The 21,284-nt window shown below is 62.0% G+C and carries 18 protein-coding genes; 4 read left to right on the plus strand and 14 right to left on the minus strand.

Annotated elements, in window-relative coordinates; all coding sequences use genetic code 11:
- Nucleotides 1–8 precede the first annotated feature (8 nt).
- From paaE to paaA, 5 genes are read right to left on the minus strand one after another with little or no spacing between them, the layout of a single operon-like run.
- Nucleotides 9–1,214 carry a 1,2-phenylacetyl-CoA epoxidase subunit PaaE gene (paaE, locus tag ACZ5J0_RS15100; protein WP_464093427.1) on the minus strand — a complete coding sequence of 402 codons (1,206 nt, stop codon included), beginning with the start codon at nt 1,212–1,214 and terminating at the stop codon, nt 9–11.
- Between the two features lie 8 nt (nt 1,215–1,222).
- Complete coding sequence (gene paaD, locus ACZ5J0_RS15105; protein WP_166841754.1) at nt 1,223–1,780, minus strand: 1,2-phenylacetyl-CoA epoxidase subunit PaaD; 558 nt, start codon at nt 1,778–1,780, stop codon at nt 1,223–1,225.
- A 5-nt stretch (nt 1,781–1,785) separates the two neighbouring features.
- Nucleotides 1,786–2,703, minus strand: a complete 918-nt coding sequence (gene paaC, locus ACZ5J0_RS15110) for a 1,2-phenylacetyl-CoA epoxidase subunit PaaC (RefSeq protein ID WP_142938213.1) — start codon at nt 2,701–2,703, stop codon at nt 1,786–1,788.
- A gap of 26 nt (nt 2,704–2,729) precedes the next feature.
- A complete protein-coding gene (gene paaB, locus ACZ5J0_RS15115; RefSeq protein WP_142938155.1) occupies nt 2,730–3,161 on the minus strand; it encodes a 1,2-phenylacetyl-CoA epoxidase subunit PaaB in 432 nt (143 codons plus the stop codon).
- On the minus strand, nt 3,161–4,156 hold the full coding sequence (paaA, locus tag ACZ5J0_RS15120) for a 1,2-phenylacetyl-CoA epoxidase subunit PaaA (protein WP_024817856.1): 996 nt from the start codon (nt 4,154–4,156) through the stop codon (nt 3,161–3,163). The genes paaB and paaA overlap by 1 nt, the downstream gene beginning before the upstream one ends.
- Nucleotides 4,157–4,345: 189 nt before the next feature.
- Between paaA and ACZ5J0_RS15125 the strand changes: the two genes are divergently transcribed.
- Nucleotides 4,346–4,942, plus strand: a complete 597-nt coding sequence (locus tag ACZ5J0_RS15125; RefSeq protein WP_464093428.1) for an arsenate reductase/protein-tyrosine-phosphatase family protein — start codon at nt 4,346–4,348, stop codon at nt 4,940–4,942.
- A gap of 10 nt (nt 4,943–4,952) precedes the next feature.
- Here ACZ5J0_RS15125 and ACZ5J0_RS15130 read toward each other — a convergent pair whose 3' ends face one another.
- Nucleotides 4,953–5,966, minus strand: coding sequence for a LysM peptidoglycan-binding domain-containing protein (locus ACZ5J0_RS15130; RefSeq protein ID WP_464093429.1), 1,014 nt, complete (start codon nt 5,964–5,966; stop codon nt 4,953–4,955).
- A 524-nt stretch (nt 5,967–6,490) separates the two neighbouring features.
- Here ACZ5J0_RS15130 and ACZ5J0_RS15135 point away from each other — a divergent pair.
- Complete coding sequence (locus tag ACZ5J0_RS15135) at nt 6,491–7,447, plus strand: LCP family protein (protein ID WP_464097199.1); 957 nt, start codon at nt 6,491–6,493, stop codon at nt 7,445–7,447.
- A 13-nt stretch (nt 7,448–7,460) separates the two neighbouring features.
- On the opposite strand, the gene lepB is transcribed toward ACZ5J0_RS15135, so the two are convergent.
- The 3 genes from lepB to ACZ5J0_RS15150 all read right to left on the minus strand — a co-directional run bounded on the left by lepB (nt 7,461) and on the right by ACZ5J0_RS15150 (nt 9,372).
- Nucleotides 7,461–8,183: a signal peptidase I gene (gene lepB, locus ACZ5J0_RS15140; RefSeq protein WP_142938151.1), complete on the minus strand. Its 723-nt coding sequence runs from the start codon at nt 8,181–8,183 to the stop codon at nt 7,461–7,463.
- Nucleotides 8,184–8,211: 28 nt separating this feature from the next.
- Nucleotides 8,212–8,853: a hypothetical protein gene (locus ACZ5J0_RS15145; protein ID WP_464093431.1), complete on the minus strand. Its 642-nt coding sequence runs from the start codon at nt 8,851–8,853 to the stop codon at nt 8,212–8,214.
- A 96-nt stretch (nt 8,854–8,949) separates the two neighbouring features.
- Nucleotides 8,950–9,372, minus strand: coding sequence for a VanZ family protein (locus tag ACZ5J0_RS15150; protein WP_464093432.1), 423 nt, complete (start codon nt 9,370–9,372; stop codon nt 8,950–8,952).
- Between the two features lie 218 nt (nt 9,373–9,590).
- On the opposite strand from ACZ5J0_RS15150, the gene ACZ5J0_RS15155 reads away from it, so the two are divergent.
- Together ACZ5J0_RS15155 and ACZ5J0_RS15160 are read left to right on the plus strand one after the other, a co-directional pair.
- The gene (locus tag ACZ5J0_RS15155) at nt 9,591–13,067 is read left to right on the plus strand and encodes a hybrid sensor histidine kinase/response regulator (RefSeq protein WP_464093433.1); all 3,477 of its coding nucleotides are present in this window, start codon (nt 9,591–9,593) and stop codon (nt 13,065–13,067) included.
- A complete protein-coding gene (locus tag ACZ5J0_RS15160) occupies nt 13,064–13,984 on the plus strand; it encodes a GGDEF domain-containing response regulator (RefSeq protein ID WP_142938147.1) in 921 nt (306 codons plus the stop codon). The genes ACZ5J0_RS15155 and ACZ5J0_RS15160 overlap by 4 nt, the downstream gene beginning before the upstream one ends.
- Here ACZ5J0_RS15160 and ACZ5J0_RS15165 read toward each other — a convergent pair.
- From ACZ5J0_RS15165 to ACZ5J0_RS15185, 5 genes are read right to left on the minus strand one after another with little or no spacing between them, the layout of a single operon-like run.
- Nucleotides 13,976–14,794 (minus strand): PIG-L deacetylase family protein, encoded by an 819-nt coding sequence (locus ACZ5J0_RS15165; RefSeq protein WP_464093434.1) that lies wholly within the window; start codon nt 14,792–14,794, stop codon nt 13,976–13,978. The two genes, ACZ5J0_RS15160 and ACZ5J0_RS15165, sit on opposite strands and share 9 nt — an antisense overlap.
- The gene (locus tag ACZ5J0_RS15170; protein ID WP_464093435.1) at nt 14,795–15,940 is read right to left on the minus strand and encodes a glycosyltransferase family 4 protein; all 1,146 of its coding nucleotides are present in this window, start codon (nt 15,938–15,940) and stop codon (nt 14,795–14,797) included.
- Between the two features lie 2 nt (nt 15,941–15,942).
- Nucleotides 15,943–18,975: a hypothetical protein gene (locus ACZ5J0_RS15175; protein WP_464097200.1), complete on the minus strand. Its 3,033-nt coding sequence runs from the start codon at nt 18,973–18,975 to the stop codon at nt 15,943–15,945.
- Nucleotides 18,976–19,015: 40 nt separating this feature from the next.
- Nucleotides 19,016–20,479 carry a glycosyltransferase family 4 protein gene (locus ACZ5J0_RS15180; RefSeq protein WP_464093437.1) on the minus strand — a complete coding sequence of 488 codons (1,464 nt, stop codon included), beginning with the start codon at nt 20,477–20,479 and terminating at the stop codon, nt 19,016–19,018.
- On the minus strand, nt 20,476–21,273 hold the full coding sequence (locus ACZ5J0_RS15185) for a glycosyltransferase (protein WP_464093438.1): 798 nt from the start codon (nt 21,271–21,273) through the stop codon (nt 20,476–20,478). Before ACZ5J0_RS15185 ends, ACZ5J0_RS15180 begins: the two co-directional genes overlap by 4 nt.
- Nucleotides 21,274–21,284: the final 11 nt, after the last annotated feature.

Below are 21,284 nucleotides of genomic sequence, written 5' to 3' on the forward strand. Positions count from 1 at the left end.
GGGACTCCTTAGACGTCGAAGTCGACGGTAACTTCTTCGCTGGTGGGGTGGGACTGGCAGGTGAGGACGTAGCCTTTGTCCAGCTCGTCCTGTTCAAGGGCGTAGTTCTCATCCATGGTCACCGTACCGGTGATCAGCTTGGCGCGGCAGGTGCCACAAACGCCACCGGCGCACGCGAACGGAACGTCCGGGCGGACGCGCAATGCAGCGTTGAGGATGGACTCGCGGGCGTGGGTGGGGCTGGCAACATCACCGGTCAACCCATCCAGGGTGAAGGTGATCTTGTAGGTGTCCTGCGACTCGTCCTCCACAACCGGGCGGCCGGCGTTGCCCTCGGGACGATCCGGACGGCCCGTGGTGAACAGCTCGAACCGAACATGCTCGGGCTCCACGCCGCGGGCAGCGAGGGTGTCGCGGCACAACTGGACCAACTCAAACGGCCCGCACAGGAACCACTCGTCCACGTCCTCGGCACGGATGGCACTGCTGAGCAGGGCCTGAAGTTTCTCGGAATCGATACGTCCGGTCATCAGCGGCGCAATGCGCTGCTCGCGGGACAACACGTGGTGCAATGCCAGGCGGGACGGGTACTTGTCCTTCAGGTCCGCCAGCTCTTCGAGGAACATCACGTCCATGGCAGCCTTGTTGGCGTACACCAGGTCAAAAGTTGTCTCCGGATTGGCGGCCAGCAGCGTCCGGGCGATGGCGATGACCGGCGTGATGCCCGAACCCGCGGCGATCGCCACGAAGTTGCCCGGCTCCCCCGCCAGCTCCTCCGGGTGGTTCATGGAGTTCATGACGTTGTGCTGAACCGAGGCGCCGTCTCTGCCGTGCCGGGAGATGAACGCACCCTGCGGGCTCATCACATCCAGGACATCCCCGGCTTTGAGCTCGGCGTTGGCCCACGTGGAGAAAAGGCCGCCCAGGTCTTTTTTGATGGCCACGCGGATCTCGCTGCTGCCGTCGTCAAAGCTGCGCGGCTCTGCGCAAATCGAGTAACTGCGGCGGACCTCGTGCGGCTCACCGTTCTCATCCGGCAGCGTGGCGCGCAGGGCGACGTACTGCCCCGGGAGGTAGTCGTATTGCCCGGCAAGCTCGGCCGGAACACCAAACGTGACCTCAATGGCATCGTCCGTGAGGCGCCGGACTTCCGCGACGGTCAGGTTGTGGAAAGACGCACGACGGCGGCTGGCCGTCTGGGTTTCGGTGGTCATGGAATTCCTTAGAGGACTTTGAAGTAGTCGAACGGTTCCTTGCAGTCCTGGCAGACGAACAACGCCTTGCAGGATGTGGAACCAAAGCGGGTGATTTCCTTGGTGTTCAACGACGAACACTGCGGACATTTCACAGCCAGGCTCAGGCGAATAGGACCGGAGTGGCCCCCGGCGGCAGCCATGCCGCTGGGCGGGGCAATCCCGTACTCCTCCAGCTTGGCCTTGCCGGACTCGGTCATCCAGTCAGTGGTCCACGCCGGGGACAGCACCAGGTTTACGTGCACGCTCGCGTAACCCTCCTTTTGGAAGGCTGTCCGCAGGTCGTCACCAATGGCATCCATCGCCGGGCAACCCGAGTACGTGGGCGTGATGGTGACCTCGACGGCGGTAGTTGCGGTGCCGCCGTCGTGCTGGCCATCTGCGGTGGCCGCCTCAGGCGACTCAACAACCCGAACGCCGCGGAGAATCCCCAGGTCCTCGATGGTGAGGACCGGGATTTCCGGATCGCAGACCGTGGACGCGATGTCCCAGGCCCGCTGCTCAGCCGTCTTTGACTGCATCGCCATGCTGGTCACCAGCTCGCGCCTGGATGCTCGCGGGCCAGGACCTGCATTTCAGCCAGAATGTAGCCCAGGAACTCGGAGTGCTTGCCGTGCCGCCCGCCGCCCAATGACTGCGGGACACCGGGAACTTCCAGCTCTGCCTCGGCCATGATGTTGCCGGTGAGGCGATCGAATTCCGCACGGAGGCTGGAAGGCTGAACAGTAACTCCAGCTTCAGCCAGGCGGGTGGTGAGATCGTCATCCTCGAAGAGTTCGTCCACATACGGCCACACCAGCTTGAAGCCTTGGATGATGCGTGCACGGGACTCATCAGTGCCGCCGGCGAGCCTAAGCACCCACTGTGCGCTGTGGTCGCGGTGGTAATCCACCTCTTTCACGGCCTTCGCGGAGATGGCAGCGATGGTGGGATCGGTGGACTCCATGAGCTTGGTGTAGAGCTCGAACTGGTAGAAGCTCACAATGAACTGCCGGGCGATGGTCACCGCGAAGTCGCCGTTGGGCTGCTCAAACAGGTGGGCGGAACGGAATTCGTGTTCGCGGCGGAAGTACGCGAGGTCGTCCTCGGACTTGCCCCAGGCGGCACCGGCATAGGTCAGGAACGACCTTGCATGGCCCAACTGGTCCAGTGCGATGTTGCCGAGGGCAATGTCTTCCTCAAGCTCGGGGGCCCGGGAAATCCAGTGGCCCAGGCGCTGGGCGAGGATCAGGCCATCGTCGCCGATGCGCAGGGCAAACTCTGCAACATCGTCGGTGGGCTTGACCTGTCCCCGGCTGATCTCAAGGGCAATGTCCTCCGGGCGCAATGCGTTGCCCGGCGTGATGCGGGTGGCGCTTGCCGAACCGTCACCGGACGCACCTGCTCCGTGCACGCCAACGGAGATGTCGCCGTGGCCTTCGATTGCGAAGTCAGTATCTTTGGTAGTCACGTCTTTGGTGCTCACGTCTTCGGTAGTCACAGGTGCTTCACGCCCTCACTCTTGGTGTAGTACGTTGCGTGGCGGTAATCCTTGCCCTGCGGGGATTCGAAGAAGGAACCCTTGGAATCGGGATCGCTGGAGGAAATCGCCTCGGCCGGGACAACCCAAATGGAGACACCTTCATTGCGGCGGGTGTAGAGGTCCCGGGCATTCCGGAGGGCCATGGCCGCATCCGGTGCGTGCAAGGAACCGGCGTGCACGTGGGACAGGCCGCGGCTGGAGCGCACAAAAACCTCCCAGAGTGACCAGGGAGACTCTTCCTTTGCCCCATGCGAGGCGACGTCCGGGCCTGAGGCTGGTGCCGTCGTCGTGCTTTCAACGTTGGTGGTGGCCGCAACCTTGGGGGCCTCGCGGTTGATTTCGCTGGCGGCGCTGGCCGGTGCTTCCGGGTTACCGTGAGGAGCCATTATGCTGCGTTCTCTTTCTGTGCTTGCTTGCGGGCGTAGGCCACGGCGGCTTCGCGAACCCAGGCACCATTTTCGTGTGCCTCGCGGCGGCGCTCGACGCGCTGCGAGTTGCAGGGACCGCGGCCGGCCAGGACTTCCTTGAACTCGTTCCAGTCCAAAGGTCCGTGCTCCCACTTCTTGGTTTCTTCGTTGAAACGGATGTCCTTATCAGGCAGGGTCAGGCCGAGTACCCGGACCTGCTCCACCATCATGCCCACGAACCGGCTGCGCAGCTCGTCATTGCTGAAGCGCTTGATGTTCCAGGCCATGGATTGCTTGGAGTTAGGTGAATCGTCATCCGGCGGGCCGAACATCATCAGAGATGGTGCGTACCAGCGGTTCACTGCATCCTGGGCCATCTGCTTCTGCGCAGGCGTGCCGTTGGAGAGTTCAAGCAGGATTTCGAAACCCTGGCGCTGGTGGAACGACTCTTCCTTGCAGATGCGCACCATTGCGCGACCGTAAGGACCGTACGAGGCACGGCACAAGGGCACCTGGTTGCAGATGGCAGCGCCATCAACAAGCCAACCGATGGCTCCCATGTCTGCCCAGGAAATCGTGGGGTAGTTGAAGATGGACGAGTACCGGGCCTTACCGGCGATCAGGTCTTCCATCATCTGGTCCCGGGACTGGCCCAGGGTCTCAGCGGCCGAATAGAGGTACAGGCCATGACCGGCCTCGTCCTGAACTTTGGCCATGAGGATTGACTTGCGCTTCAAGCTCGGCGCCCTGGTGATCCAGTTGGCTTCCGGCTGCATGCCGATGATTTCCGAGTGTGCGTGCTGCGAGATCTGGCGCAGCAAAGTCTTGCGGTAAGCCGCCGGCATCCAGTCGCGCGGTTCAATGCGCGAGTCCTCCGAAATGATGCGATCAAAATACGCCTGACCGGCCGCCTCCCGCTCCTGCTCTTCCGGGGACAGCTCAGCGGGCACTGACTGCAGATTCTGCGATGCCATGGTTGCTCCTAATAAATTACCGACCGTTCGTTCAGAATATGCGGAGCGGGTGATTTCAGTCAAGCGTTCGTTCCCGCGTTTGGACTTGATTCAGCGGCTCCGCGTTGTTGACAAGATCCGTGCTGCCCGCCGTGTTAACTTGGGGTGGGACCTCAGTTGTCCCCCATCAACGCTAGAAAAGAGCCTTACGTGGAATCGCCCCAGCCGTTCAGGATTCTCACCGTCTGCACAGGGAACATCTGCCGCTCCCCCGTGGCCGAACGGTTGCTGCAAACGGGGCTCAACCAGGTACGCCCCGGCTCCTTTGAGGTTCGCAGTGCCGGAACGCGGGCCATGGTGGGAGAACCCATCCAGCCGCTCTCAGCCCAAATCATCAGCACATTCCGCGGCAGCCCGGACGACTTCGCAGCCAGGCAACTGACCCCCCGGATCCTCAAAGAAACCGACCTGGTGCTGGCCATGACATCCAAGCACCGCGGCGAGGTCCTTCAGCTGGATGCGTCCCTGTTGAAGCGCACCTTCACCGTCCGCGAATTTGCCCGCATGCTGGCTGTGCTGGAGAACCGTGGCGATACTACCCCGGCCGAAGACATCACGGACTTTTGGCGCGCACTTCCCAGCCGCGCGGCCTCCGTCCGCCACCTCGCGTTGCCCTCCGATCCTGCAGACAACGACGTGGTAGACCCCTACCGACGATCGGAAGAGGTCTACCACCAGATGGAGGATGAGCTGGCCCCGGCCATCCTGGGCATCCTCCGGTTCGCGCGCCTGACGGCGCCGGCCTAGTATTTCCTGATTAGTTGAGCGCAATCACCAGCATCTGACTGGTGCCCGGGATGCAGGTCTGCAGGACCACTGCGGGAAATCCGCCGAAGACTGCTGCCACGTCATTGGTGCTTCCCGGATTGGGTACCTGGCCCCTGCCGGTGGCCGTGAAGGTTCCGTAACCCGGAATGGAGACGGTTTCCCCCACGCTGATGCCGGAGAACCGGCCCCATCCTCCACAGAAATCATGCTCCGTTATGAACGTGGCGTAGGCGTTGGTTGGCGTGTAGTGAATCGGCCCGATGCACGCGTCCACCATGGACTGCCCGCCGGCTCCTGCTACGTAGATGGTCCTGACGGCGGGCGCCGGAGCGGGAGCGGGTGCCGGAGCTGGGGCTGGAGCAGCGGGAGCGGCCGCGGCTGGTGCCTGGACAGGTGCAGCCTGAGCAGCCGGTGCTGGTGCTGGTGCTGGTGCGACTACCGCCACAGGCGGTCCGGTGAGCTTCAAGACCTGTCCCGGCACGATCACCGAATAGGCGCTGAGGCCGTTGGCAGCCAACATGGCAGTAACATCCACACCGTAGCGGGAAGCTATGGAACCAACCGTGTCCCCCGAAGCAACCGTGTAGAGGTTGGGGTCACCAGCCGGCGCTGCAGGGACGGCCGCCACTATCGGTGCCTCCACAGCATCCGGAGCCGGCGCTGCGGGTTCCGGCGCCGGGGCTGCGGGTGCAGGAACCGCTGCGGGCACTGCAGCTGCGGGCGGCGCAGCTTCTGCTTCCACGTCCTGGACAGGCAGGGCTGCAGGCGGTTGGGCCCCGTCGCCTTTGGAGAACGGGACTTGGTCCTGCGAAACAGTTTGGTCAACATCACCTGCCGGTTGCGTCGCCCAGTTCACCACGCCGAAAAGCAAGGGAATCAGAGCTAATATTGCGAGCACTGCGCCGGCAATCAACAGCTTGGATTTTGTGGACTGCGGCTGCCGAACATCGCCACCGCTCTTGGTTGTGAGGGAAGTTTGAAGATCTAAGTCATTCATATTCATGGGAAACCCCGGAATCCATGGCTCTGGACCGCGCAATGCAGGCCGATCTTGGCCCAAATGAGAAAGCGCAGCTACGTATTGGGAGGAGCACCACCCACAAAGGGCGGGGGTGCAGTCCACCGCTGAGCCGGAGGAACGGAAGTGCAATAACCCTACGAATTTCAATAGTAGGAATGGGCTGTTCCCGGTGCACGAGTAGGAACTACTCGACTTTCCTCCCAAGGGCCGGAACGGTTACTTGGGCATTACGCAGTTTCCGGAAATGGACTACTTGCTCCAACCGGCCTGGAACGTCGTCCAGCAGGCAGTAATCGTTGATTCCCGGGCATGGATCAAACGGATCAGCAATCGGCTCGTCAGCGCTCCGCCGCAGTACGTTGGGCCAAGCCCTCGCTGCTGCTGCCAACACCAAGGAACACATGACGCTCCCCACCCCTGCCCAAAACCGCTCCGCGGAACGACGTTCACACAGTCCAAAGAGTAGGAAGACCGCCAGGAATGTGCTTTTAGGATTCGCGGCGGCAGTGCTTGTTGTTGGGCTTATTGCCGGGGCCTATGTATTCACGCTGATACAAACTTTCAACTCAGGCTCTACCAGGATTGAGAATGCCTTTCCTGAAGAGTCCACCCGGCCGCAGAAAGCCGACGGCAACACGGCAATGAACATTCTTGTGATGGGCAGTGATACACGCGGTTCTGACATGGACGTTGAAACCAATGCCGCCACTAACCAGCGCGCCGACACTCTGATGTTGGTACACCTTCCCGCCGACCGAAAAAAAGCCTATGCAATATCCCTGATGCGGGATCTGTGGATTGATATTCCCGGAAAAGGCGAATCAAAGATCAACGCCGCCCTCGCCTACGGTGGTGTCCCCCTGATGGTTCAAACTGTGGAGACGCTTTTTGATCAACGCATCGACCACGTAGCCATGATCGATTTCGAGGGCTTCAAGGGCCTCACCGATGCTCTTGGCGGCGTGGAGGTGGACGTGCAGATTCCGTTTGCGCCAAGCTCAGGACCCATGGCCGGACAGGCCTATAAGGCTGGCAAGCAGACCTTTGATGGAGATGAAGCCCTCGCCTTCGTCCGTGAGCGACTGGCGTTCAGTGATGGCGACTACCAACGTGTGCGAAACCAACAGGGATACCTCAAGTCCGTGATGGGCAAAATCATTGCCCGCGAAACACTGACCAATCCGGTGACCATCAGCAACATGGTCACGGCGGTGTCCCCGTTCGTGAGCGTGGATAAGAACTTTGATGCTGCTGCGATCGGCAGTCTCTCCCTGTCCATGAAGGATGTCCGGGCCCAGGACATAGTGATGTTTACCCTTCCCACCCTTGGCACGGGAACCTCAGCGGACGGGCAGTCGATTGTCCTGGCTGACACCACGGCGATCGCGGACATCGCCACCGCACTCTCCAAGGACCAATTGGGCACGTACATCGTGGCGCATGCCCTTGATAAAGGACAGTGAGCAAATCGGGCCCTCATCGCTGGGCGCTGGTGAGGGGCTGTGTGATGGTGTGGGCGCTTCCCCACTTGGTGAACGGAAACAGGAATCCGTCCACACGGCCAATAATGTCTGCGCGGCCGGCAGTCTTGACGCAGCTACCCGTTGACCCCGCGGCCCGGCAGGCGGTAACGGAATCCTCGGACCGGGAGCGGTGGTCGCCCAAGAGCAGGTACTGATCCTCGCCAAGAAGGATGGGCCCGAAGCAGCGCGGCGACCTCACCGTCGTCGAACAGTCCGTGCTGCCGGTAATGAACGCGAGATCCTCGAAAACGTAGGGTTCCGCAACGGCCCCACCATTGACTGTGACGTGTCCGCCGACGTCACAGCATTCCACAGCATCGCCGGGCAAACCGACCACCCGCTTGGCCAGGTATTCGGTGTTGGCGGGGCCGATTCCGGTCACCTCACCAAACCAGCCAACTCCTGTGCGCAGGGTGCCGCGTTGGGGCGCTGGCCCCCATCCCGCCGGTTTCCTGAAAACAACGACGTCGCCGCGTTTGGGTTCCGAGCCGGTGTAAGCGGTGCGGTTGACCAGCACCCGGTCACCGACGTTGAGTGTCTGTTCCATGGAGCCCGACGGCACCGAGTAGACCTTCACAAGGAATCCCTGAACCAGCGACACCGCCATCAGTGCGAGCAGGACGTGAATCCATGGCGAGCGGAGCAGCGTACGGGCTTTCACCGTCTTGGGAGTCATGTTTGCGGAAAGGATCAGCGTTGAAGGTCTAGAGGATGCCCGCACCGATCGGAACGGAGATGCTACTGGTTGCGATCAGGGTGCGACCCCCAATGACCACGGTCACGGTGACCGGGAATAAGGCCAGCAAACTGACGGACACGCCGGTGCTGGTGCCTGCCAATCCGAAAACAATCGGCAGATTCAGTGTGCCGTTGCTCGCCACCGTAATGGGGACGCTGTTGCTCCACGTGGTGGAGGGAAAGCCGTACTGTCCGATGACCGGCGCGGACTGGTACGTCGTAGTGCGCTGGCCGGCGGTGGTGGCTGTCCCGTTGAAGGAGTACACACCGAATCCGCGAGCCCGGCCAACCGGGATGTTGATGCCGGTAGGGCGGGAAATCGACACTGTCACCAGAGCGTTGTCCGTGACCGCTCCGGGGCCGTTGGTGAGGGTAAGGATGGTGGGGACGGTGACCAATGACTGGGCTGTGAGTGCACTGGCTCCGTCCAGTAGCCGGAGGCTGAGCAGCGATGTGGAGGAAGCGGTGAAGGCAAGGCCCAAGGTATTCACGGAGGCTACCGCAGCGGGGGCCGCAACGGCGGCAGCAATGACGGGCATGGACCATGCCACACCCTTAACCACAGCGCGACGGGCATGCGGCTTGGAAACGGTACCTTCGTTGCTCATCGCTCTTCTTTCACTCATTTTGAGCCGACGTTACGATACCCGGGACGCAGGGCAACAGCTGCTGTAGTAGGAAGGGCTAGGCTGTCCAGCCCACTTCTACCGGATAGTGGACGCGAGCCTCTTGGCTACCACCAGGCCCGCCAAGGCCCCCAAGGTGTTGGCAACGATGTCCGACCAAGCAGTCACCCGCCCAGGTATCAGCAATTGAACGACTTCGATGGTCCCGGACGATGCAGCAGCGAGAAGGGCAAGCGGCCACCACTTCCACAGCGTTGGTTTCAGCAGCCGGACAAACACCCCGAAAGGGACAAACATGACGATGTTCGCCATGAATTCCACTCCGATGCCCGCCGCCTCCTGTGGAATGCCGAGAACCGAAAGCCAGCCGGCAATGACCCCCACAAAACCTGTGACCGTGCTGGCTTCGCGTGCGGGCAGGAAGACAACAAATGCGAGCGCAACCAGGTAGGCGACGAAAAGGGTCTTTAGCCACCACGTGGCGTACTGCCGTACAAGCACTTCTGGCCTTTCCTGAGGCTTCCGGCGCCGTCTGGGGTTTGCGGCAGTGAACTACACCAACTATAGGAGTGAACGGGCTGCCGCCCTGGTGGCCCAACACGCATGGACTATGAGTGTGATCCATCCCTCAACCGGGCTTTTCGGCGTATGCTCTCCTCAGCGCTGGATAAACGCGTTTGTTCGCTTTTGGTGGGGCCACTTTTGAAGGCGGGGGTTCAGTGGCAGGAGTGAAGCACGGGGTTCTTCATACGCGCCCGGCTTTGCGGCATGGTTGGCCGCTCTTCCTGGTGCCTGTTGGGGTCTGTTTGGTTTTGCTGGCTTTCGGTCTGGCAAGCGGATCAGGAACCACGACGGCGCAACTCGCCGGCGACCTGGCAATCCTTCTGGCTGCACTCACCGCGCTCTCAACCCATACCCTCGCTGCCCTTGCTGGCCGGAGAAACCCGGACAACAATCCGGGTCGCTGGTTCATCGTGGCCGGCCTGGCCATCTGGAGCGCCGGTCAAACAGTCTGGACCATCAACGGCATCACCCTGAACCACCAGTACCCTTTCCCGTCCTTCGCGGATGTCGGCTTTGTTTGGTACGCGCTGCCCACCTCCATCGGATTAGTGCTGCTGCTAAAAGGCCAAGGGCGCCGCATCCCGCTGCGTCGCACCATCCTGGACGCAGGAGTAGTGGCAAGCTCTACGTTCTTCATTGCGTGGAGCTCCGTGCTGGGACCCTTGGCCGGGGCCACCGGCCAGGACGCTTTTGCCCAGGCCACACAGATGGCTTATCCCATCGCAGACGTCTTCATGGTCTCCGTGGTGATCGTCCTGACCATGCGCGCAGCCCGGGGCCGCAGGCTTCCCTGGCTGAGCCTGGGAATTGGCTTCTGGGTCCTCGCCATCACGGATATGGCGTATATGAGTTTCACGCTCCAAGGCGTATCCGGTGTCACGGGATCCCCTTTGGCGTTGGGGTGGGTACTGGCCTTCCTGTTGGTGGCCCTGAGCCCCTTGCTTCCGGAAGCCGGCACCACGCAAAAAGACGGGCGGGTTTACGCCGCAGCCCTTGAGCTGCTTCCCTACCTGCCCGTGTTCAGTGCCGTGTTCTTCTCCCGCAGCCGCCCCATCGGGGAGGACCGCGTCCTGCTGCTCACCGGGCTGGTGGTGATTGTCTTTGTGATGGTGCGGCAGGTGCTGATCGTCGTCGAAAATGTGACGCTGACCCGTGACCTCGAATCGAAAGTGGCCGAACGCACCGCAGAGCTGGAGGGGCTGGGGGCGATCGTGAATTCCTCCGGCGACGCCATCATCGGCGAAACCCCCGACGGCGTGATCACCAGTTGGAACCCCGGTGCCGAGAGGATCTTCGGCTACCCAGCTTCTGAAGCAATCGGACGGAAGGGAGACTTCTTCGTTCCGCAGGAACTGATGGAGAACGAACGCCTCGCCTTGGAAAGCACCGCACAAAGCGGTGAGGTGCAGAACTACGAAAGCCAGAGGCGACGCCGCGACGGCGAAGTCATTCCGGTGTCCGTGACGTTGTCCCCGGTGCGGGGTGAATCCGGCATCCGCGGCGTGGCCACCATCTCCCGCGACATCACCGAACGCAAAGCTGCCGAGAAAGAACTACTGACAGCCCGCGAGGCAGCGTTGGAGTCCAGCCGCCTCAAGTCCGAGTTCCTGGCCACCATGAGCCACGAGATCCGCACCCCACTGAACGCGGTGATCGGCCTGACCTCGCTCATGATGGACACGCCCCTCAGCGAAGGACAAAGGCAGTACGCCCAAGGAGTCAAAGGCGCCGGCGAGGTCCTGCTGACCTTGATCAACGACATCCTTGACTTCTCCAAGCTGGAAGCCGGGAAAGTGGACCTGGACATCAACGTCTTCGACCCCCGGGCGCTGGTGGAGGAAGTAGCGGGACTGGTGGTGGAAGCTGCACAGGGGAAAAACCTGGAGCTCATTTCCTACTGCCACCCGGACGTGCCGGCACGTCTGATGGGCGACGCCGGCCGCATCAGGCAGATTCTGCTGAACCTGTCATCCAATGCCGTCAAGTTCACCCCCACCGGCGAAGTGGAAGTCCAGGTCTCAGTCCTCGCCCAAGACGCGAACAACGCATCACTGCGCTTCGAGGTCAGGGACACCGGCATTGGCATCAGCGCCGAGAATCATCAGAGGCTCTTCGAATCCTTCGCCCAGGCAGACGCTTCCACCACCCGCCGCTACGGAGGAACCGGACTCGGCTTGGCAATCTCCCGGCGCCTCACCGAAGTCATGGGCGGCAAGATCGGACTGGACAGTGAGCCCGGAGTGGGCAGCCGGTTCTGGTTCGACCTTGAACTGCCCCTTGGCCCGGCCTCCTCCGACACGGAAAACCTACCTGCCACGCTGGCCGGCCGCCGGGTGTTGGTGGTGGACGACAACGCCACCAACCGTCTGGTGCTGGAAACACAACTGGCCAGTTGGGGCATGCTTCCCGTCTCCGTTGCCGACGCCGCGTCCGCCCTGGACGAATACCGTGCCGCTGCCCTAACAAGCCACCCGTACGACATCGCGGTGGTGGACATGTGCATGCCCGACACCGATGGGCTCCAACTTGCCCGCAACATCAAGAACGACGCCAACGGCTCCGGCGGCCCGGGAATCATCCTGTTAACCTCCACCATGCAGGTGGAAAGAAGCGACCTCACCTCAGCCGGAATCCGCGAATACCTCACCAAACCCGTCCGCAGCTCCGAGCTCTACAACCGCCTCCTGCGCGTGCTGGCCACCAAGAGCGCTGGTGCGGCTTCACCGCCGGTGCTTGCCGTTGTTGAAACTTCGGATCCCAGGCCCCGCCTCGGGACGCTGTTGGTGGCCGAAGACAACGAAGTAAACCAGTTGGTGGCGCGCGGAATGGCCAACCGCCTCGGCTACGAAGTACATATTGTGGACGACGGCGAGCAAGCCGTGTCCGCGGCACTGTCCGGCAAGTACGCAGCGGTCCTCATGGACTGCCACATGCCGGTCATGGACGGCTTCGACGCGACCCGGGCCATCCGTGCCCGCAACGGCCACGCCGCCAGAATCCCCATCATCGCCATGACGGCCGGAGCCCTGGACGAGGACCGCGAGCGCTGCTTCGCTGCTGGCATGGATGACTACATCAGCAAGCCCGTGGATCTGGCCAAACTCTCTGAGGTCCTCTCGCGCTGGGTACCGCAACAAGAGCAAGAGTCGACGGCGGCTGGCGGGGTGAACGCTATTGCGGCGACGGACGCCGTGGTGGAGGCAGCGCAGCAGCCGGCGGAAGCACCGGCGTCGGGCTCTGTTGTCCTTGACCTGGCGCGACTGGAGATCCTCCGCGAGCTCGGGCCCGCCGACGGTTTGGGTTTGTTGCCTGAAGCCGTGAAGGCTTTCCGGCAGGATTCCCAAGGAGCTTTGGAGACCTTGCGATGGGCGCTGGACACCGGGCACGCCGCAAGTGTGGAGTCCGCAGCGCACAAGCTTGCCGGTGCGGCCGCCAATATAGGAGCAGCCGGTGCCGCCGGCCTGTGCAAGGAACTGGAACGGCTGGGCCACGTTGCGGGACCAGACCTTGGAGCCAGCGGATTGCCAATACTGGACCAATTGCGCGCCGAACTCACGCGCGTGGACGAAGCACTGGAACGAACACTAACGGGGGCACACGTGCGGGAAGCACCACTGCGGGAAACGTCATGAAAATCCTCATCGCTGACGACGACCAGATCTCCAGGATGATCACCAAAGCCGCCGTGGAACAGTCCGGCCATGAGTGCATCGTGGCCGTGGACGGCGACTCGGCCTGGGAACTCTACAAGGAACACAGCCCCGAAGCTGTGGTGACAGACCTCATGATGCCCGGCCTCAACGGGCTGGATCTTTGCCGCGCCATCCGTGCGGCCGAGGCCGACAGCTACACCTACGTGATCCTGGTGACCTCCCACGGTTCACGGAAAGACGTTCTGGCCGGAATGGAAGCCGGAGCTGACGACTACGTCACCAAACCACTGGATCCGTTCAGCCTTCACATCCGTCTCCTTGCGGCCCACCGCATTACCTCCTTGCACGCGGACCTTGCCCGGTACCGTTCGGCGCTGACAGAGCAGGCACGGACCGATCCCCTCACCAAACTGCACAACCGCCTGAAGCTGGCCGAAGACCTCGGCACGCTGCACGGCGGGGGCAACAAGGATCACGACTATTGCCTGGCCATGGTGGATGTGGACAATTTCAAAAGCTACAACGACATCTACGGCCATCAGGCGGGCGACGCCGCACTGATTGCCATTGCGTCGACGCTGGCCGGCGCGGTACGAAAGTCCGATGCCGTCTACAGGTTTGGCGGCGAGGAATTTCTCCTTGTCCTGCGCGATCAGCATGTGGACGGCGCAAGGACTGTCATGGAGCGTGTCCGGTCCGCAGTGCAGGACTTGAGGATTGAACATTCCGGCGATCCCGACGGCGTCCTGACCATCAGCGCTGGAATCTCCGCCTTTACCGCCGGTCACCGGGCAGGAACCGAACAACTCCTGCGTGAAGCTGACCTGGCGCTCTACGCGGCAAAGGCCTCCGGCCGGAACCGGGTGTCCTTGGCTGGTGCCCTCCGCTCAGAATGACCGCGCCCTAGGCCCGCCACGGCCGGGCACAAAGTATGTTTCCGGTTTCAGTGGGATCACTCCGCCGGGAAACAGTGCATCTACCTGTGTGGGGTATTGCCTGATGCGCCCGGGTTTTGCGTCAAGGCCCTCGTCCCAGGTCCACGGAACGAATCCCATAGCGGACAAGCACCGTTCATCCGGGCCGGCCGTCAGATCGTAGGGAAAGTCTGAATACATCACCAGGTTCTCCGGGTGTCCTTTGCCTACCTCGCGGGTGATGAGGTGGTCCACGTGCTTCCCCACACCCGCCGGGCAAAACAGCAGTTCGGCTTGGGTTTGCGCCATGAGAACTGCGACGTCGGTGCGGAGCTGGCGGATGAGTGTCCGATCCCCTTTGGCGACCCTTCCGTGCGCGATATCAAACCTGTAGGTGGGGTACCGGTGAGTCAGCTCCGGGAGCAGGCGGTCCCATGCGCTGCTCCCCATCGCTAATGGCTTGCGTCGGCGTCGGAACAGGGCGTCCACCTCCCCCAAATGTATGGATTGCACTCCCATGTCCTCCAAGACGGCGCGGTCCTCGGACTGTCTCGCCTGGAACAGTTCCCCGGCGTCCGGAACGGTGCATTGGCGCATGAAGGACCGTGCTGCGCGCGTATGCGGTGCCGGTGTTGCCTCGGTGAAGATCGTGGCCACGATAATCTCGCGTCCTCGGGCCTGTGCTTCAATCAGCGCACCGCATGACAACACAGCATCATCAAGATGGGGTGACAAAAACAGCCACGGCGCGTCGCCTGCCATGGAACGTTCAACTCGTGACGGAAACGGCATTCAGGACCCTTCAACGTGGCGGACAGGCTGCTGCCGGGTTTGAAGTTCATTGAGGTGGGCAAGCGCGCTGTGGTAGGTCCGCGCCTGCATCCCGGCGAGCGCATCCCAGTTATAACCGGCGGCAAATTTTCGTCCCTGCTCAGCCACGTGCGCCAACCCCGCCTGTGAATAGCGGCGGGCAATCTCTTCTCCCAGGGCCTTAACATCGAACGCTTCCACGATCCACCCCGTGCCCGGCGGGACGATCTCCTTGAGGCAGGGAATATCAAAGGCGATCACCGGAGTGCCTGCCGCAAGGGCATCGATGGCCACCAGTCCGAAGGTCTCGTGCCGGGACGGCACAACCAACAAACGGGCGTCGCTGAGTGCCTGAAACTTCTTGTCGCCGGACAGCCATCCGAGCATCCGCACGCGATCGGAGAGACCCGCTTGCTGAATGGACGTGCGCAACCGTTCTTCGTCCGGGCCCGTGCCGGCAATCAGCAAGTTACCCTCCACCTGCTCGCAGGCGATAGCCCAGGCTTCCAGAAGGAGGTCCAGGCCCTTGTGCCCGTACTCCAAGCGCCCCAGAAAGAGGACATCTTGTCCCAGGTGCGGCTGAGTGTTCCATATACCTGGGTCCACGCCGTTACCGATCACATCCACCTGCACGTCCGGGTTCAGTTGCTTGAGCCGGGCCGCGATGCCCTGGGACACGGAGATGAGCCTGCGGTATTTCCGGACGCCCAGCCGCTCTATCCAGTGCAGAGGTAGCTTGTACTGCCGCGCCTTGTCCCTCGCGTGAAGCCATTGGACAACGCCGATGGTGGGGCGTTTGGTCCAGAGGGGTGCGGCCATGGTGGAAAAGGGCGCAAAGAAATCCTCCACCACCAGCTCGGCAGCCGGACGGCGTTTCCGTACCTCCAACGGCAGCCGGACAACATAGGCAACCAACCTGGTCAAACGGTTCTTTCCCGATCCGATGCCGATGGGGACATAATGCACGCCGTCCTCCACACGCTCCTGCCAGCCGGGATACCGGGTGGTCAGGACAGTGATGCGGAAGCCCTGTGCCGCCAGGCGGCGATTGATTTCGTGGGTCCTAACAGACCCTCCCCCTGCCCCGGGCATGCGGGGATCCTCGAAGCCCAGATGCAAAACTTTCATCGCTATTTTTCCGTCCCGAATTCTTTCGAAGGCTCGCCGATGCCATCCTCAGCTGCCACATCAAGGGCGGCGGGATCCACCAACCAGATAGTGGTTTCCCCATTGGTGGGGCCGGCCGTTGTGACCATGGGAGTCGCATGCTCTTTCAGCCAGGCCAGCATGGTGGGGTTTGCATAGCCGTAACCTTGGCTGGTGGGCTTGGACTGGGTGAGGATGTAACTCACGCCGTTCTGTTTCATTAGTGGTGCGGAGGGCCATATCCCGAACCGGGAATCATGCATATACGCAAAGTGACCGGTGCTGTTGGTAACACTGATCCTGGCGTCGGCAGGAAGGTTGGCCTGGATCCAATCATTTGCCCGGACGAAGCCGTTATCCAGGGTTAGTGCCGTGCGAAGCCCCAAGATCACGGTCAGCATGACGTAGCAGACACTGATAACGGCCAGGGTTCGACGGGTTTTGGGGTACCTCTCCCGGATTTCCACCACCACCAGCACAGAACAAATGGCTCCGGCCACCATGACGCCGTAACCGTACTGTTCCTCAAAAGTGCCGAACACTGCGCTGTATACGCCCGCTGCACCCAGAGCCGCGCCGGCCAACCCCATGAGACGGCGGCCGGGGTGGTGGCTGAAGCACAAGAGCAAACCCACCACCGGGCAAAGACCCAACAAGAAATAGCTGGTCCCAAAATGCCCGCTCTGTTCGATGAGCCTGGACACGATGCTCGGCGAGCCCTCGGAAGTGAACCCGGTGGTCTTCTCCACGCCGGACATGCGCACCAGACCATTGCTCTTGGCCCACACCCAGCTTGGAAAGTGCCCGTGTGCGGCCACCACCACCAAATAGGCCACGTAAGGCAGAAAGCCAAAGCCCGTGACCATCAGACCCTTCCGCCAAGGGAACGACTTCTTCCACACCATTGCCGCAACCACCGGCGCCACCGTGCAGATCAAAAAGAAGTCCTTGCAAAGGATGGAATACCCCAGCAAGAGCCCAGCCGTTGCGAGCCTGAGGAAGGAAAACGGTTTGTGCTGCGAACCCCGGGGTGAGACCAGGAGCAGCAGCCCAGCCAGTCCCGGCACCATGGCCGTGGTTTCAAGGAATGCATGGCTGTTGTTCCGCAAAATAAACGGCTCGAACGCCAGCAGCACCGCCGTGAGCCAGGCGGCGGTAGGAGTTGCCAGTTTCCGGACCAGCAGGAAGCCGAGACCCACTGTTACAGCACCCATCACCGCATTGAGCCAACGTAACTGAAGCGTCACCTCAATTATCTGGCCGGTAATCCCAAAAATCTTCACCACCCCGGCTTCAAGGAGGAAGTACCCGGGCGGGTGGAGGAAGAAAGGCCCGTCCGGCAAAGTAGGGAACTCTCCGGCGGCCACGGACTCACCGAGCCGGACGTACAACATCTCGTCCACCCACAGCTCGAAGCCGCGCTCGAGGCCCAGGGCACGGACGCCGAACGCCACAACAACCACAGCGATGAATGCTGTCAGGTTGCTGGAACGCCCCCGGAGCCTCCACCCGCGCACAGGGCCAGGGGACAGCGGTTGAGGCTTGGCCCGGCGGCCTGAAGCCTTGCTGCGCCTGCCAACCTGTCGCCGTCGGGAAATCCTTAAGTCATTCCTGTGCGGCAAAATGCCGCGCTGGTAGGCAAGAACGGTGATGCCACTGATGGCGGCGACAGCAAACCAGACCAGGGGCTGCACCTGCCCGACGAATGCCAGGATCACGATCAGGACGCCGGCCAGGACCAGGAACGTGCCGGCACCACGTCCGGGGCGGGCCGCAACCAGGACAGGACGCGCCAGGACTGCGAGGACCACGCCAGCCATCACCGCCCCAACAGCCGAGCCAACGGCCATGCCCGTGACAGCGTTCAACTGCCAACCAATCCACAGCCCGCCAATCACCAGGGCACAGGCACACGCCAGACCTATTTGGCAGCGACGGTAAGCGCGCATGGCAAGGAGGATGGTGGAAAGCACCATCAGGACGGCGTAGCCGAGGCCGGAAGCCGCCAGCCATGGCAGGAGGTGGAGCGATCCGTGGTACTTCAGCGGAACAATCAGCCCGGACATCATGGGCGGAGCAGTAGCGATGATGGCGAAGGCCACCACCGCAAGCTGCCCGAAGGAGGCAAAGGAAGCACCAAGCACCTCGCCAGGCTTCACGCCGGGGGCGCGCAAAAGCGGGAATGCTACCAATGCCGTGCCCGCGGCCACATAGACGGGGCCCTTGGCGATGGTGGCGAGCGCTTGGAATCCGGCCGCGTCAACAGAGCCGTTATCCAGGAAGCCGACCACCACCACATCCACACCCACCAGCACGGACACCACACACAGGACCGACGCGATATCACTGGTTTCAGCCCATCGCCACTTCTGAAGCAACACCCGGGGACGCCAGCGGAGATCCTGATAGAAGCCCCACGGCACCACCAACGGTGCCAGGCAACCCACCACAAAGCCGAGGACCGCTCCCCCTGCGCCCCATGCCATCAGAATGACCAGCAGGCTGAAGAGCAACCGCAGGACCACCTCGCCCATGGTGGACACGGCGTACCACGTGAAGCGCAGCTCCCCCTGAAGCCAACCGGCGGGCGCGTTCACCACGAAAATGGCAAAAGCGGCGAGAGCCACCGCAGCAGCCAGCTCCGGCGTAGCAATGGCTAGCGTCACGCTGCCTGTGATGGTGGCGGCGACCAGTCCGGCCAGGCAGGACACGAACACCGAGAAGGCCACGCCGTCCTGCCGCTCCCGGGACCCCTGCCGGTGTACGGCCACCACATGTGACAGAGGCAGCGGCACCAGCGCGTTGGCAACGATTCCCACCACGCCAAGGATCATGGCGGCGGCCGCAAATTGTGTGTAGTCCGCTGTGCCCAGCATGTTGGCCATGAGCAGGGAACACGCATAGCTCACCACTCCCACGAGGCCGGCTGACACAGCAAGGAAGCCACTGTTTTGGGCTATGTTGACGTCCTGATGCGGAGTCCCCTTCCTACCTTCCGCCCTGGGTCTCAAGCTCACTATCGGGGTCATTGTCTGATCGGATACAACCACTGATCAGTTACCGTTGCCGACCATCGAGGGCATCGGCCGGGGCGAAGACACTCCCTGGCCCGGCAAGCAGAGTACTGCGGCCCGCGGAGTGGATCTCCGCGGAAACCACCCCGAGCCGTTTCATCGCAGCGGAGGCCTCGAATTCATCGCGGCCTTTCATGATGATGGATACGTTGCCGTCAGCCACTGCATACTCATCAGTCGGCCTCAGTGCGGCGGCGAAATGGGCATCGCCGGATTCCTCAAACTGAACCGGTAATTCGAACTGAACCAGAGTGGAAAGATCCGAGTGGCGGGCCAGGGGGTCCCCGCCGTCCCGCTGCATCATGATTTCCTCCAACAGCACCCCGGTGAGCAGCTTGGTGCTGCGATCCCATGTAAAGCAACGGGCCCATTCACGGCACTCACCGGAGACGATGATGGCGGCCTCCGGCGCAGCCAACTCGGTCATTGCATCAACTATGGCGGCGCCAAAATCCTTGGGATTGTCTACCAGCCATCCGGTACGGCCATCCACCACGGAATCCCTGATACCCGGAACCCTCAAAGCCAAACAGGGCACTCCCCAGGCTGCTGCTTCAATCACCGAGCAACCCCAGCCTTCGGAAGCGGACGTGGAAGCCGTCATCCAGGAGCGGCTCAGCAAAGCATCACGGACGTCGTCGGATTGGTATCCGTGGAAGGTGACGGCGTGGACCAGGCCGAGATCCATTGCCAGTTGCTGCAGCCGTGCCCGCTCCGGCCCGTCACCGACGATGTCCATGCGCAGGTGCGGAAGCTTCCGCGCCGCAACAGCAAACTGGCCGAGCAGGAGGTCCAACCGTTTGTGGGGCACCAAGCGGCTCACGACGGCGATGGTGGGCTCAGCGGCCCGCGTGGAAACAGCCGGTGGGATATCGATGGTTCCGTTCGGCACCACATGGATGGGGGCCGAGAATCCGAGCTTCCGCAATTCCATGCGCGTGGAAGGGGATACTGCCACCATGGCTCGCTGCCCATAGACCGTCTTGGCGCCGGTGCTTTCGAGAAAGCGGCCCACGGCGGCCATGGGCGGAGAAAACCGGGTGCGGAACTGATCCTGGTGAACGTGGTGGACCAGCTGGACGATCGGGATGTCTCTGCGCAGGAACAACGGAGAGAAGAACGGGATTCCGTTTTGGCAATCCACCACAGCATCGAACCGTCCGTTGGTGCGCAGGAGCCTCAGTGCTGCCTGTCCATAAAGGGAGAGCGCTCCGCCGCCGCGCAGAAGGCGAATGCCGTCAATGATCTCCTCGGCCGCCTGACCGGCATCGCGCCCCGTAAACCACGTGACACGAACTCCGCTGTTCACCCATCGGCGTGAGATTTCATGCATGTACTGCTCGGCACCGCCGGCCTGGGAGTGCATGACGTCGCGCCAATTCAGAACCAACACGTGCTTTCCAGCGAGCATGGTGGGTGAATTCATGTCAGTTGGGGAGTCCGTCATGATGCTGCTTTCTGAAGTTGGATCACCGAGGCAAAGCTGGCTACTCCGTCCTGGAAGGGGCGGAACGTGGACTCTGCCCCATCGGTCCAGGCCACGGGCAGTTCCACAATGCCGGCGTCGTTGTCCTGAAGCCTGAGGAGCAGTTCAACATCGAAGGCAAATCCGATACTGCGGCACTGCACCATGGCAGTCGTGAGCGCGTCACGTTCAAAAAACTTGAACCCGCACTGGGTGTCCTGGATGCCTTTGACCTTTGACTTGGTCAGTGCCCGGAAAGCCGTGCCACCCATTCGGCGCCCAAGGTGTTGAGGCACAACAAGGGTGGAACCCGGGGCGTAGCGGGAGGCGATCACCGCCGCCGCGCCGCCGGCAAGGTAAGACATGGCCAATGTGAGCGTTTCCAAAGGAGTGGCGAGGTCGGCGTCAAAGAAACCCGTGTACTTGGACGTCCCGCTCAGGAGGCCGCGCCGGACAGCCGCCCCCTTTCCGCGACGGGAGCAGCCCACCAGCGAGATAGGCACAGAGTCTCCCTTCTCCCGGGAGATCCGGCGGACAACCGAAGCGGTGTCGTCCACACTGCCGTTATCAACCACCACAATGCGCGAAGACCATGGCTGAACTGCCAGGAAATCCACGGTTTGAGTCAGGGTGCCGGAGATCCTTGAGGCCTCGTTGTAAGCCGGGATAATGACTTCGAGATCTACGTAGGAGCGACGCAAAGAGTCTGGATGCCGCGTTGCCTGAAAACTTTCCCTCCTGCCGATCTGAACACTATGCGCGTGAAGCGGAACCATTTGAATCTCCA

Source organism: Arthrobacter sp. DualSoilB13 (assembly GCF_055389195.1).

Coding starts and splice junctions, on each gene's coding strand:
- paaE (WP_464093427.1), bottom strand. CDS start 1,214: ATGACCACCGAAACCCAGACGGCCAGCCGCCGTCGTGCGTCTTTCCAC.
- paaD (WP_166841754.1), bottom strand. CDS start 1,780: ATGGCGATGCAGTCAAAGACGGCTGAGCAGCGGGCCTGGGACATCGCG.
- paaB (WP_142938155.1), bottom strand. CDS start 3,161: ATGGCTCCTCACGGTAACCCGGAAGCACCGGCCAGCGCCGCCAGCGAA.
- paaA (WP_024817856.1), bottom strand. CDS start 4,156: ATGGCATCGCAGAATCTGCAGTCAGTGCCCGCTGAGCTGTCCCCGGAA.
- ACZ5J0_RS15130 (WP_464093429.1), bottom strand. CDS start 5,966: ATGAATATGAATGACTTAGATCTTCAAACTTCCCTCACAACCAAGAGC.
- lepB (WP_142938151.1), bottom strand. CDS start 8,183: ATGACTCCCAAGACGGTGAAAGCCCGTACGCTGCTCCGCTCGCCATGG.
- ACZ5J0_RS15145 (WP_464093431.1), bottom strand. CDS start 8,853: ATGAGCAACGAAGGTACCGTTTCCAAGCCGCATGCCCGTCGCGCTGTG.
- ACZ5J0_RS15160 (WP_142938147.1), top strand. CDS start 13,064: ATGAAAATCCTCATCGCTGACGACGACCAGATCTCCAGGATGATCACC.
- ACZ5J0_RS15165 (WP_464093434.1), bottom strand. CDS start 14,794: ATGCCGTTTCCGTCACGAGTTGAACGTTCCATGGCAGGCGACGCGCCG.
- ACZ5J0_RS15170 (WP_464093435.1), bottom strand. CDS start 15,940: ATGAAAGTTTTGCATCTGGGCTTCGAGGATCCCCGCATGCCCGGGGCA.
- ACZ5J0_RS15180 (WP_464093437.1), bottom strand. CDS start 20,479: ATGACGGACTCCCCAACTGACATGAATTCACCCACCATGCTCGCTGGA.
- ACZ5J0_RS15185 (WP_464093438.1), bottom strand. CDS start 21,273: ATGGTTCCGCTTCACGCGCATAGTGTTCAGATCGGCAGGAGGGAAAGT.